Source organism: Candidatus Paceibacterota bacterium, from assembly GCA_028716825.1.
In the GTDB taxonomy this organism is placed as follows: Bacteria; Patescibacteriota; Minisyncoccia; order Minisyncoccales.
The window spans coordinates 24,748-36,891 of sequence record JAQUPA010000001.1; the positions used below are offsets into that span (position 1 = coordinate 24,748).

At 34.8% G+C, this 12,144-nt stretch carries 12 protein-coding genes and 2 tRNA genes; 6 read left to right on the top strand and 8 right to left on the bottom strand.

Annotated features, from left to right (window positions below; translation table 11 throughout):
• Nucleotides 1–11: 11 nt before the first annotated feature.
• The 5 genes from PHI88_00135 to PHI88_00155 are packed head-to-tail and all read right to left on the bottom strand — an operon-like array spanning nucleotide 12 to nucleotide 5,450.
• Nucleotides 12–1,847, bottom strand: coding sequence for a DUF87 domain-containing protein (locus PHI88_00135; protein MDD5551567.1), 1,836 nt, complete (start codon nucleotides 1,845–1,847; stop codon nucleotides 12–14).
• A 7-nt stretch (nucleotides 1,848–1,854) separates the two neighbouring features.
• On the bottom strand, nucleotides 1,855–2,448 hold the full coding sequence (locus tag PHI88_00140; GenBank protein MDD5551568.1) for a hypothetical protein: 594 nt from the start codon (nucleotides 2,446–2,448) through the stop codon (nucleotides 1,855–1,857).
• Between the two features lie 11 nt (nucleotides 2,449–2,459).
• Nucleotides 2,460–2,921: a PrgI family protein gene (locus PHI88_00145; protein MDD5551569.1), complete on the bottom strand. Its 462-nt coding sequence runs from the start codon at nucleotides 2,919–2,921 to the stop codon at nucleotides 2,460–2,462.
• Nucleotides 2,922–3,506: a hypothetical protein gene (locus tag PHI88_00150; protein MDD5551570.1), complete on the bottom strand. Its 585-nt coding sequence runs from the start codon at nucleotides 3,504–3,506 to the stop codon at nucleotides 2,922–2,924.
• Nucleotides 3,507–3,551: 45 nt separating this feature from the next.
• Entirely contained in the window at nucleotides 3,552–5,450 is a 1,899-nt protein-coding gene (locus PHI88_00155; GenBank protein ID MDD5551571.1) for a type IV secretion system protein, read from the bottom strand.
• Between PHI88_00155 and PHI88_00160 the strand changes: the two genes are divergently transcribed.
• Nucleotides 5,425–5,781, top strand: a complete 357-nt coding sequence (locus PHI88_00160; GenBank protein ID MDD5551572.1) for a hypothetical protein — start codon at nucleotides 5,425–5,427, stop codon at nucleotides 5,779–5,781. The two genes, PHI88_00155 and PHI88_00160, sit on opposite strands and share 26 nt — an antisense overlap.
• A gap of 72 nt (nucleotides 5,782–5,853) precedes the next feature.
• Here PHI88_00160 and rsmA read toward each other — a convergent pair whose 3' ends face one another.
• Genes rsmA through PHI88_00175 form a run of 3 tightly spaced genes read right to left on the bottom strand, consistent with a single transcriptional unit; the run spans nucleotide 5,854 to nucleotide 8,743 of the window.
• Nucleotides 5,854–6,675: a 16S rRNA (adenine(1518)-N(6)/adenine(1519)-N(6))-dimethyltransferase RsmA gene (gene rsmA, locus PHI88_00165; protein MDD5551573.1), complete on the bottom strand. Its 822-nt coding sequence runs from the start codon at nucleotides 6,673–6,675 to the stop codon at nucleotides 5,854–5,856.
• Between the two features lie 40 nt (nucleotides 6,676–6,715).
• Entirely contained in the window at nucleotides 6,716–7,279 is a 564-nt protein-coding gene (locus PHI88_00170) for an elongation factor P (GenBank protein ID MDD5551574.1), read from the bottom strand.
• Between the two features lie 3 nt (nucleotides 7,280–7,282).
• A complete protein-coding gene (locus PHI88_00175; protein MDD5551575.1) occupies nucleotides 7,283–8,743 on the bottom strand; it encodes a CCA tRNA nucleotidyltransferase in 1,461 nt (486 codons plus the stop codon).
• Between the two features lie 190 nt (nucleotides 8,744–8,933).
• On the opposite strand from PHI88_00175, the gene PHI88_00180 reads away from it, so the two are divergent.
• The 5 genes from PHI88_00180 (at nucleotide 8,934) to PHI88_00200 (ending at nucleotide 11,905) form a co-directional block, all read left to right on the top strand.
• A tRNA-Arg gene (locus PHI88_00180) sits at nucleotides 8,934–9,005 on the top strand.
• Between the two features lie 206 nt (nucleotides 9,006–9,211).
• Complete coding sequence (locus PHI88_00185; protein ID MDD5551576.1) at nucleotides 9,212–9,613, top strand: pilin; 402 nt, start codon at nucleotides 9,212–9,214, stop codon at nucleotides 9,611–9,613.
• Between the two features lie 348 nt (nucleotides 9,614–9,961).
• Nucleotides 9,962–10,034: transfer RNA gene (locus PHI88_00190), tRNA-Lys, on the top strand.
• A 57-nt stretch (nucleotides 10,035–10,091) separates the two neighbouring features.
• On the top strand, nucleotides 10,092–11,396 hold the full coding sequence (gene nusA, locus PHI88_00195; GenBank protein ID MDD5551577.1) for a transcription termination factor NusA: 1,305 nt from the start codon (nucleotides 10,092–10,094) through the stop codon (nucleotides 11,394–11,396).
• 23 nt (nucleotides 11,397–11,419) lie between these two features.
• Nucleotides 11,420–11,905: an inorganic diphosphatase gene (locus tag PHI88_00200; protein MDD5551578.1), complete on the top strand. Its 486-nt coding sequence runs from the start codon at nucleotides 11,420–11,422 to the stop codon at nucleotides 11,903–11,905.
• Nucleotides 11,906–12,144 lie beyond the last annotated feature (239 nt).

Genomic DNA, 12,144 nt, shown 5'->3' on the forward strand with positions numbered 1-12,144 from the left:
GAAATCAAGCTTTATTTATTTTCTGTTTTCCTTTCAACCCCTTCGATCCCTTCTTCTAACTCCTCTTTGGCTTTTCTTATCGCCAAAATTTGTTCTGGATTTGTAGTGATAATTTGGTCTTCTCCAAAAGAGGCAACTACTTTTATGGCGGCATGTTTTGCGCCTGCGAAAAAGAGTCCTTCGCCAACTCTTGCCTGCAAAAGTAAATATCTTTCTTCTTTTGTTAAATTAAAAGTTTGACTTACCGTGTCTATGGTCGCTGGTGATTGTTTTAAGAGCATTTGGAGAGAAGAGTTCGAGATAATTGATTTTCCATATTCAGATATCATAAAATCATTAACGTCTTGGGTGATTGTTGAAACACCAAGATAATATTTTCTTGCACGCTTTGCTATTCCAAAAAGGAAAGAAGCAGCTTCTTCGTGTTTCATCATAACCCAAGCTTCATCCACAATAAGATATCTTTTTTTGAGTTCTGATCTTATGATGTTCCATATATAGTGCAAAATTAAATACATTGCGACTGGTCTTAATTCTTCCTCAAGGTCTCTTATTGAAAAGACTACCATTTTACTTCCTTCTAATTCTACGCTTGTGTGCCGGTTTAAAAATCCAGAGTAAGCGCCTGTAGTGTATTTTTCAAGACGTTTTGCGATAGACTCCCCTCCCTCCATTCCTTCAAGGACTTTTTGCAAGTCAGATAAAAGCGGAGGAGTTTGATTATAAAAGTCAGAATCAGCAGTAATATCTCTTGCAGAATAAGTAAGATTTATTGCTTGGTCTATAATTGCATCTTCCTCTGGAGTTAGGCCTCCGAGCATTAAACGCAAGAGTCCCACAAGGTTTATTATATTTGAACGGAAAGTTCCTTCTTTTGGTTCTCCCTCAACAGCAGGAGGCAGATCAAAAGGATTTATGTGGTGGCTTGAGCTCAAAGAAATATTAAAATAAGATCCTCCTACTGTTTCTGCAAGGTATTTATATTCGTTTTCAGGGTCAATTACGATAACATCGATATCTTGAATTAAAGAGCGGAAGATTTCTAATTTTTGGAAATAGCTTTTTCCGCTACCGCTTTTTGCAAAAGTTACCATATTTGCATTTTCGAGAGAAAATCTGTCAAAGATAATAAGAGAATTATTATGACGGTTTATCCCATAAAGTATGCCTCTGTCTGAAGTGAGCTCAAACGAAACAAAAGGAAAAACGGTAGATAGAGGCGAGGTGTTCATTGAGGTATTTGTGTTTAACTGGTCCATTGAAAGGGGCGAGACAGAATAAAAACCCTCTTTTTGGCGGAAAACAGCAGATTTTGTGTAAATAAGACTTGATTCAAAAATTTGAGTTATACTTTTTTCTATTTTTTCAAGCTGGCTTTTCTTGTCCGCATATATTGAAAAATATACTCCAACTTTAAACATTTTTTCTTCAGCCCTTGTCAATTTGTCCCTCAGTTCTTCAATGTTTTGTTGAGCAGCTTGTAGCCCTGGGTCTCTAATTAATCCCTTCTCTTCTCTTTCCATAATTAGTGCTTCAACTTCTGTAAGTTTTTTCTGTAGTTGTCTTATAATCTTTTCTGTTGATACGGGATAGACAAAAATTGAAATATCAATTATTTCGTCCAAATTTATGATTGGGGAAAGCCAGCCCGTGGCAACTGTTTGAGGGAATGTTAAAACAAAAAAAGTTTTTGCGATTTTTTCCCCTATTTTTATATAATTTTGGAAAACCCCAACAGCTGATGGCGCTATAATGTCGTAAATATTGATAAGCCGTTCTTCTTTTTCTACTTGAAGTTCTTTTTTTGTCTCTGGATTTTCTTCTTCTTGTTTTTTTGTTGGGAACATAAAAATATTAGTCTATTTTCGGGAAAATTGGCATTGTTTCTTTGTCGGTTTTGTCGGGATTATAAAAACCCCAAAGTAGTTCTACAATTTCATCGCTTCCGAGCAAGAGAGCGCTTACGCCTGTCCCACGAAGACCATTTATTACATATTGAGACCTTAAGTTAATTTGACTTTTCCATCTTTTAAATTCTTTGTCTGACATTTCTTTTACTGGCGGGTAAAAAGGCACAACAATATAGAAATTTTTTGATATTAAATTTGCCATTGAAGAGAGCGATCTTATAAATTCACGATATTCATTTGCTTGGATTTTTAAAAGCTCATTTTCTTGTTTTGCTTCAACTTCTTCCAATTGTTTTAAGTAGGGTTTTAAGTTTAATTTTCTTGATTGAATAAGTATTTGAATTTCAAAATCAAGAGAATTTAGGAAGCTCTGAAATTGATAAATAACAGCTTCTTTTTCTTCGTCAGACATTAAGTCAAAATTAATGGATGAGGCCATTAAAATATTTCTCCAGCCGCCTTGTTTTAAGATGACGACATCTTCTTTTATTTTTTTTATTGTCACAAAGTCCTGGGTTGTTGCTTTTGCTCCAATCATAATATTTAAAATTATTCTTTATTTTTAATAATATTGTTCTCGGGCCGAAATTCTTCTTCTGTTTCGTTCTTTTTCGCTTCTAACATCCAAGCCATTTTCTTTAATTTACTTTCTTCTGCCCTTCTTTGGGGTACGGTTTCTTCTTTTTTTTCTATAACTTTTTCAACCTCTTTTAAGGATACCATTTCTTGGCCTTTTTTAAACCAAATATATTCTTTTGGGTTTAAAAAATAAGAAATACCGTATGAGAATATTGAAACTAAATCTTGCCCTTGATATTTAAACAGGGCAAAGGCTGCTCCTCCTCCGATAAGCAGAATACCCAAAAGGAAAGAAATAAAAATATTTTTAAAAATCAAATATAAAACTATAACAAAAATTAATGGACCAGCCATTAAGAAAAATTGTCTCAGAGAAAGAGGTCCTATAATTTTTGATTCTGATTCTATAAATTGGGGAACGTAATATTGCATTTATTCTTTTTTGATTTTTTTACCAAGCGTTTCTCCCTCTGTTTTTGCTGATTCTAGTTCTTCCGAAAGTCCTTTTAAAATCTCGTTAATTTCATCTCGATCAGTTTTTTTCCTTACTTGTATTTTTTTTTCTTTTTTAACCTCCGGTGTATTTTCTATTTGGGAAGTTTTTTCTTCGGTAGATATCTTTAATGACGGGAATTCTGTTTTTGCTCTCTCTTCGGCTTTTCCAATGATTGTGTCAATTGTGTCTTCCCCTGGTATTGTGGGTTCCCCTTCTGTTTTTGGATAAAGCATATCAAGACCCTCTTTGTAGTTTGAGAAAATCTGCGTTTCCATTTCTTTTGCAATATCTCGGCTTAACTCCTCGCTAAAACCAAATTCTTTTTTAATTTCTCCTGCCACTTTATTTTGCGACAAACTTCCATTTAGAACTTTTTCAAATATTGTATCGAGCTTATCTATGCCTTCGTCGCCTTCGCCCTTAATTTGGAACCGTCTTGCTATGTCGCAAACTTTCTCAAAATTTTTTCTATCTTTAAGAGCATTTTCTATGTTCTCTGGCAATTGATTTTCATCATCCATATTTTTAATGAGTATTTTGGTAAAAAATTAAAAGTTTATGGGCTGCTATGACGTAAGGTCGATACCAGACTTTCTTATTAGTTGCGCATTTGGTCGTCCTGTTCCTCCTTTTGCTCTTGGTCCGCCAAGTTTTTCAATTAATTCATTTGCCTGGGAAGGATTTTGAACAATGTTTTGTATATTTGCTTTAACCGTGGTTATATATCCTGTTGGGTCAGCTGCTCGGTCTGGTGCTCCTTCTGTTAATCGAGCATGAATAGCTTTTCCTTTTTCTGGGCTTGAAAGTATTGTGCTTAAATCTTTTATATCAGAGGACCTTATTGTGGCTTCTACAACAAGCCTATCTTTTATGCCGCCTGCGCCATTATTTAAACTATCATCCCAGTAACTCTTTTTGGATGCACTAGTTTTTTCGTGGCGCGTCATTTTGCTAAATAGTAAATCAAGATTTTCTCTTCTGTTTAATCCTCGTGATGGGTTTGTTGAAACAATATGAGGGTTTGCTATCTCGGTTTTTTCTAGTAACTTTTTATATTTCGGATTTTTCTCTAGCTTTCCTTTTAATTTACCCCAGGCTCCTTGATCAATGTCTATGCCTTGCTTTTGGGCGGCTTCAAGGATTGCCCAAGCTCTTGCTTCTCTTCTTTTGCCAATTGTTGAATATCCTCCTATTTCTTTTCCGGCAAGTTCTGTTGCTGCTGCCCCAAGTCTCTTTTCATCAAGGTTTGCGTACCTTGGCTGCCATTTTTTGTGATGTTTTTCTACTTCTTCAGGGCGATGTCCAGTAAGTGCCCCTGGTTTTATAGGCGTCCATTTACTATCCTCGAGCTTGCTCGCCCAATTATATAAACTTGTTCCTGGTTTGCCAAAAACGCCTTTCCCTTTTTCGGCTCCTTTCAAGGCAGTATATCCAATAGCAGCTCCTGTGCCTACAGCTGTTAATTTGCCAAGTTTTTTGACTCCACCGATAACTTTAGCACCAACCGTGCCGCCACTTTTTACTGCTGCAAAAAGGCCAATTACCATTACGATAACAGGAAAACCTACCGTGACCAATAAAGCAATAATATTTCCAAGAAGTTCGTCTCCCACGATCGAAGCCATATCTATTGAACTTGAAACTTCTAACATTTGAGTTGCAAGGTATAAAAAGAAAGAAGCAGCAACTCCGATAAAGGACCACTGGATAACATATTGCCACCATTTTTTAAAATAGTCCCTTGTTGCAGGAAGAATGTAAGCGGCAAATGCAAGCGGCGCTAAAATTACAAGTAGCCAAATTGCAAGGTTTCTTACTAAAAAGAGAGCTGTCATTGTCATTAAAGTCCCTATTGCCATTACCATTGCAACAGCTGCTCCTATAAGATAAATTGTTGGTGCTAAGATTCCCGGATTAGGTTGATTACTTGCCCCTGCACATTCAGCTAATATTTTATTTGCCTCGTCTTCGCTATATTTTTCACTCAAACTTTCGAGAATTGCCCAACCAGTTTCTTCTGCGTTTGGAGCTTTATCTTTTATGCATGCTTCGAAATCTGACCACTCACCTCCTAAGTTTCCACGAGGACCAGAAAGTTCTCCGCATGAGCCGTATCTCTCCTCGCATTGAGCTTTTCCAAGTACTGCCCAAGTTAAATACTGAGAAAACGTTGCTGCTGGCATTACACCACTAAATCCTGCTGAAGCAGTGGAAATAAATAAGCTTATATAATCGTTATCTGCGTCTACTAATTTTTCAAAGCCAATGCCCCGGACAAAATAATAAACAATAATATTTCCAGCATCTACAATAAGCCCTACAAAAACAGGCGCAAAGTTGACAAGTAAAGCCATAATAATTAATACCGGGAGTAATTTTTTAATGCCATAAGCCTCAATTCCTAAAATTGTAGCAATTGCAATAGTAACAAAAGCCAAAATGAAGATCATGTTTGCCAGGGGCATAGTAACGTCTAGTCCAGCTTTAATGAAAGGATTATCTGCTTTTGTGAGAGAGAATCCCCCGATTTTATTTGTTGCTGACCATATTAGAGTATCTGTAAGTGCTTTAATAAAAATTCCTGCTAAAGAGGATATAAAGAAAGCCATAAGAGCAATTGGTCCTACGACAAGCAGGAATAACAAAAGAAGTATAGATTTTGGGATAAATTGGTCAGCACCGAAAAGAGCAAACGCAAAACGGAAAGGAATTATTAGGCCTATTAAAATTAAAAAGAGCGAAATAAATACTACTTTTTTGTTTTTAGGATTCTTGCAAAAAGACCAAGAACGATAATAGAGATTTTTTATTTTTTGTTTCAGAGGCTCCTCCATAAAAAAAGGAAATTATTTTCTTATTTTATTCGTTTTATTTCTTTTTTGCAAGGGTTTTGTAAATTTTAGTCCATTCGTCTATCGACAAACTTTGGGCCCTTCTTGAAAGATCAAGACAATGTTTCACGTGAAACATTTCTTTTTTACTTAAAACTTTCTGGAAATTATTTTTAAGCTGTTTTCGGGGCGAAGAAAACCCTGCTTTTACAATTTTAAAGAATTGATTAGCATTCATTATTTCATTTTTAGCTTTAATTAGAGGGCTTATTTTCAAAATAGCGCTATCAACTTTTGGTTTTGGCCAAAAACTATCTTTTTTAACTATTTTTACTATCTTGGGCGTTGCATAAATCTGAACTGCCACAGAAAGAAGAGACATATTTGGCGGTTTTTGACATATTCTTTTTGCAACCTCTTTTTGGACCATAAATACCATTAAAAAAGGAGGATTTTCCATTTCTAAGAATTTTCTAATTACAGGAGAAGTAATATAATAGGGCAAATTTGCTACTACTTTATATTTTGTTCCAAAATTTTCTATTTTAGATTTGAGAATATCCTCCGGTATTATTTTTACGTTTTTAATATTTTTTATATCAAATTCTTGATTTAAAATTCGAGCCAATTCTTTATCTTTTTCAAAGGCGATTACTTTTTTTACCCTTTTTGCCAATTCTTTTGTAAGGGTTCCAAGTCCTGACCCTACTTCAAGAATAAAATCTTCTTTTTTAAGATCTGCAGTCTCTATAACTTGATTTAATATTCCTTTTTCAATTAAAAAATTCTGTCCAAAATATTTTTTCGGCTTTAAATTATTTTTTTCAAGAGTTTCTTTAATCTTTTTTTTTAAACTCATTACTTGTTGTGCTATTTGTTATTAGTTTTATGCCATTAGTTTATTTGGCGCGCTCAACGTATTCCCCCTTTTGGGTATTTACAACCACAATGTCCCCTTTTTTTATGAAAAACGGCGTTTTTATCTCAGCGCCAGTTTCGAGAATTACTGGTTTTGTACCTCCCTGGGCTGTATCTCCCTTAAAAGAAGATGGAGCTTCTTTGACTTCCAGGTTTATTTTTATTGGTAGTGTTATATCAAGGACCTCATTATTAAATTCAATTGTTTCAACCATTATATTTGGCTTTAAAAATCTTTTTTTATCCCCTATTTTCTCTTCCGGAAGAAAAAATCGCTTTGAAGGATTTTTAGGATTAGAGAAGAAATATTGTCCTCTATGGTTATAAATATATTTAAATGTTTCACGTGAAACATCCGCTTCTTCAAAGTTATCCCCGGGCTTAAAATTTCTTTTAAGAAAGGCTCCTGTTTTTAAATTTTTAATTTTTGTTTGTAAGATCGCTCCACCCCTTCCAAGGTGTAAGTGTTTTGCCTCAATTACTTCAAACGGTTGCTTTCCTAAAATAAAAATTACACCAGGTTTTAGTTCTCCTATATTCAGCATAAGTTATTTAATCCAAAATTTATTTTTGTCTTCTTGATCAACTTCAATTTTTTTCTCTTTCACTCTTTTTTCTTTAGCTTTTAGTTCTTTTTCATTAAGTTTTGCTAATTCTTTTGTTCGTTTTTTTAAGAATTCTTTTTTATTTTTCTTTGGATCGTCAAGCACTTCGGACAAAAGGGCATTTAAAACCAATCCTACTCTTGGTCCTGATTTTGTTTTAAGAATTTTCATTATTTCATTTCCGTTTATTTTTAACATTTGAACAGAAATTGGGTCTCGTGAGACCTTGGATACCATATATTCAAAATGACGCAACCTATATGGCCTTGCTTTTGGAACGCCAGAGCCTTTTCTATCAGTAATTCTTAACTGTACAAGTTCTTCCATGTTTTCCTTGCCTACTTTTTTGAGTAGTCTTCTTACGGAGGATTCTGTCACAACCTCGGGGTCGTAAAAAAACATATGATTTCTTATTAAAGTGCCTACCTTTTCTACGGTTTTTTTGGGGAACCTTAGTCTTTCTAAAATTCCCATTGCAATTTTTGCTCCAACAATATCATGGTTATAAAAAGTTGCATCCGGCCCCTCCCCGCTTTTTGTCTGGGGCTTTGCAATATCATGGAAAAGAGCTGCCAGCCTTACATTTAAATTGTAATTGTATTTTACAGCATACTTTAGAGATAAAAGTGCGTGCTGGAAAATTGTATATATGTGATGGCGGTTCTGGGAAACTCCAAAACCTTTTTCAAGCTCAGGAATAATATATTTTAAAAGATTTGTTTTATGTAGGAGCATAAGGCCATCATAAGCATATTCAGACATTATAATTTTTTCAAATTCTTCTTTTATTCTTTCTTTTGATATTGCTTGTAACCATGGGGCGTTCTTTTTAATAGCGCTTAAGGTTTTTTGTTCTATTTTCCAATCAACACCAAGGGTTGTTGCAAACCTTACGGCGCGCAATAACCTTAATGCGTCTTCTGAAAATCTTTTTTTTGGCTCCCCCACTGCTTTTATAATTTTGTTTTTAAGGTCTTTCCGCCCTAAAAAAGGATCAGTAATTGTTATTTCTTTTTTCTTGCCATCTGTTAGCTTGAGCGCGATTGCATTTACCGTAAAATCACGTCTTGCAAGGTCTTCTTCTATTGTTTTTGCCCAATTTACTTTATCTGGGTGTCTTTTGTCGGTATATTTTTCCTCGTTTCTATAAGTCGTAATTTCAACCTCAAAAATGTCTTTTTTATTTGTAGGAATTTTTACGGTAACTGTTCCGAATTTATTTTTATAAAAGCTGTCTGGAAACACCTTTTGAATTTCTTTTGGGTTTGCGTTTGTTGCAACGTCCCAGTCTTTTGGGATAGCTTTCCTTAAAACGTCTCTAACACAGCCACCTACAATATAAGCTTCAAAATTAGCTTTCTTTAGGTTTTTTATTACTAATTTTACTTCTTTTGGGATTTCCATAATTGTGAATTTTGAATAACGAATAATGAATTGCGCTTATTTTATTCTATCTTTTTGATGTTTAATTTTCAAATGTTTCACGTGAAACATTTGATAGTATTGTTTCACGTGAAACAATCTTTGACTATTTTTTTAATTTTATTTAAAATTTTATCAGTGATGGTAGAATTTTGCGTTGTTGTTTATTTTTGCCCTCTTGGTATAATGGATAACACGCGACGCTTCGGACGTCGAGTTGGGGGTTCGAATCCCTCAGAGGGCACGAGATAGCTAAAAATAGATTAAAGGATGCGGGTTTCCCGAAATTGTCTGCGAGTGAAGGGAGTAATTACAATTTCGAGGATCCCGTTATCTCGAAATTTCCCCAAATAGATTTATTTACAGACAAACGGGATCGCGAAAATCTAACTTCGCTCTACTTCAGAGATTTTCGGGACAAATCCTGCCGGGCGCATAAAAATTAAAAATATGAAAAAAAATTATAAATTATTTCTTTTAATATTTATTTTTATTATTTCTCCATTTATTATTCAGGCAGCTGGCTTGGTGCCTTGTGGTGGAGATGGTGAGCCTAGCTGTGGTCTTTGTCATCTCTTTGTAATGATAAGAAGCGTAATTGTATTCTTAACTGGAATTGCTGCTGTTGTGCTTGCAATAATGCTTATTGTTGGGGGAATTATGTTTGTTACAGCACATGGGAATCCTGAATGGGTGACAAAAGCAAGAAAGACCATTACAGGAGCGATAATTGGTTTTCTGATAGTTATTATGTCTTGGATTATTGTAAATTCGGTCATAACGTTTGCTACTGGCAGTGAGAATATATTTCAAAACATGGGTCCTTGGCATAAAATCCAATGTAATCCTTAAGCCATTTAAACTCTTCAAGATTTAGATTGTTTTTAGCGAATTTAATTTTTTAACGAATCTTTTTTATTAAACCAGGATGGTAATATTTTGATTTGAGTATTTGACCCTTGAAAAAAATAATTAAATTTTATATAAACAAGATACAGACAATATTTATTGTCTGTTTTTTTAACCAAGGATTGTATCCATCCCGATTTTCTTTAAATTTATGGTTTAGAAAATCGTGAATCCTCGAGTTCTTAATAAAATTAAAATTTTAACGAATTCGGGATAGCTCAACTGGCACCTGCCCGCCAACGTCCTGATCCGTAGGTGATGGCAGGCGGGGGATAGGAGTCAGTTTAAATTGCCCCGTTAGCTCAATTGGTAGAGCAGATCCCTCTTAAGGATAAGGTTGAGCGTTCGAGTCGCTCACGGGGCATAAATTTGACGGGATAAAAGTCTTGCCGGATGCAATAAAATTAATATTATTAAAAATATGGAAGAAATAGATTTAAAAACATTGTCGCTTGCGATAATGCAAATAGCAGAAGAAAAAGGCATTGCCAAAGACAAAGTAATTGAAGTTATAGAGACTGCCCTTGCTGCTGCCTATAAAAAAGAGTATGGCAAGAAAGAGGAAAAATATCATGCTAAGTTTGATAAGGACAGCGGAAAGGTGAATTTTTGTTTAGTAAAGAAAGTAGTTGATGATGATATGATTTTAGATGAAGATGAGGTTGAAGAAGAGGAAGAAGAAAAAACAGAAGAAAACGAAGAAAGAGAGCAAGATTTTGAAGAAGGGGAAGGAGAGAGGAAGGTTAAGTTCAATGAATTTCGTCATATCAAAATAGAAGAAGCCGTAAAGACAAAAAAAGATGTAAAGCCGGGGGACGAAATAGAATTTCCTTTAAAAAAACCAGAAAGATTTGGCAGAATTGCAGCACAGACAGCAAAGCAAGTGCTTTTGCAGCGGATTAGAGAAGCGGAAAGGGAAGCGATATACTCTGAGTTTGATCAGAAAAAAGATGAAGTTATTTCTGGTATAATACAAAGAAAAGAAGGAGATCAGGTTTTTGTTGACGTCGGAAAGACTATCGCTTTTTTGCCCAGAGAAGAACAAATTCCGGGAGAGTTTTATAAAGTTGGAGCAAGAATGCGTTTTTATTGTATCGCTGTCAAAGAAACCCCAAGGGGCCCTGAAATTGCGATTTCACGATCGCACCCTAAATTCTTATCAAAACTTTTTAAAATTGAAGTGCCTGAAATTACTTCTGATATAGTTGAAATTAAGGCCGTTGCAAGAGAAGCGGGTTCTCGTTCTAAAATTGCAGTTGCTGCAAGTGAGGAAGGCGTTGATCCAGTTGGAAGCTGCGTTGGTCAGCGCGGCACGAGAGTTAACGCTGTCATGCAGGAGCTTGGGAGGGAAAAAATTGATATTATTCCTTGGGATGAGAGACCTGAAAAGTTTATTGAAAATGCTTTATCTCCAGCAAAAATTATTAGCGTAAAAGTAAAAGGAAATAAGGCAGAGGTAAGAGTTCCAGAGGATCAAATATCTTTGGCTATTGGCAGAGACGGTCAAAACGTGAGGCTTGCAAGCGATCTTACTGGTTGGAAGATAGATGTGAAAACTATTGAAAAGGGCGAGGAAGAAGAAAAAGAAGAAAAAGAAGAAAAAAGAGACGAAGAAGAGAAAAAGGCAAAGAAAAATGTAGAAAAAGAAGATAAAAAAACAACCAAAAATTCAGCAAAAAATAAAAAGGCCAAAAAAGAAGAAAAAACTAAAGAAAATAAAAAATAACTACGCATTTGAATGCGAAAAACATGGAAATAAAAGTTCTCGTAGAAATTCCAAAAGGTTCAAGGCAAAAATATGAATATGATGAAGAGCTTGGAGCAATAAAGTTAGATAGAACTCTTTATTCTGCGATGTATTTTCCATTTGAATATGGTTCAATTAAAGAAACTTTAGGGGAAGATGGGGATCCTTTAGATGTTGTTTTGATTTCTAGTTTTCCTACTTTTCCAGGGTGTATTGTCGAGTCAGAAGTTATAGGTTATTTAGAAATGGAGGATGAGGCAGGTATTGATACAAAAATTATTGCAGTGCCAAAAGAGAAAATCGACCCAAGAATCACAACAAGGAAGATCGAAGATGTCCCAGAGCATACAAAGAAAGAAATTAAAGAATTCTTTGAAAATTATAAAAATTTAGAACCAGAAAAATGGGTTAAATTGAAAGATTTTAAGTCAAAAGAAGGGGCCGAAAAGATGATTGAAGAGGCTCAGAAAAGATATAAGGGGAAATAAAAAAAGAAGGCTTGACAATTAGTTTTAAAAATAATAAAATAGAAAAGTAGAAAAAATGCAAAAGAATATGAGAATAAAGTTAGTTTTTAAAAGAAGCGGCTAGAAGACCAAGTTTTTTGGTTGAAGGCGCCGCTTCTGCGGCGTTTTTTAATTGAGAAGATTGACAGGAAAGAACTTTAAAAATTGAATTTACCCTATTAAATCCCGCAAAGCGGGAGCGACAAAGTCGCTATTCAATA

Bases quoted from the DNA above. Each gene is read 5' to 3' on its own strand.
- PHI88_00200 (MDD5551578.1), top strand. From the start codon at position 11,420: ATGGAAATAAAAGTTCTCGTAGAAATTCCAAAAGGTTCAAGGCAAAAA.
- PHI88_00160 (MDD5551572.1), top strand. From the start codon at position 5,425: ATGAAGATCATGTTTGCCAGGGGCATAGTAACGTCTAGTCCAGCTTTA.
- PHI88_00170 (MDD5551574.1), bottom strand. From the start codon at position 7,279: ATGCTGAATATAGGAGAACTAAAACCTGGTGTAATTTTTATTTTAGGA.
- PHI88_00155 (MDD5551571.1), bottom strand. From the start codon at position 5,450: ATGCCCCTGGCAAACATGATCTTCATTTTGGCTTTTGTTACTATTGCA.
- PHI88_00135 (MDD5551567.1), bottom strand. From the start codon at position 1,847: ATGTTCCCAACAAAAAAACAAGAAGAAGAAAATCCAGAGACAAAAAAA.
- PHI88_00145 (MDD5551569.1), bottom strand. From the start codon at position 2,921: ATGCAATATTACGTTCCCCAATTTATAGAATCAGAATCAAAAATTATA.
- rsmA (MDD5551573.1), bottom strand. From the start codon at position 6,675: ATGAGTTTAAAAAAAAAGATTAAAGAAACTCTTGAAAAAAATAATTTA.
- PHI88_00150 (MDD5551570.1), bottom strand. From the start codon at position 3,506: ATGGATGATGAAAATCAATTGCCAGAGAACATAGAAAATGCTCTTAAA.
- PHI88_00185 (MDD5551576.1), top strand. From the start codon at position 9,212: ATGAAAAAAAATTATAAATTATTTCTTTTAATATTTATTTTTATTATT.
- nusA (MDD5551577.1), top strand. From the start codon at position 10,092: ATGGAAGAAATAGATTTAAAAACATTGTCGCTTGCGATAATGCAAATA.
- PHI88_00175 (MDD5551575.1), bottom strand. From the start codon at position 8,743: ATGGAAATCCCAAAAGAAGTAAAATTAGTAATAAAAAACCTAAAGAAA.
- PHI88_00140 (MDD5551568.1), bottom strand. From the start codon at position 2,448: ATGATTGGAGCAAAAGCAACAACCCAGGACTTTGTGACAATAAAAAAA.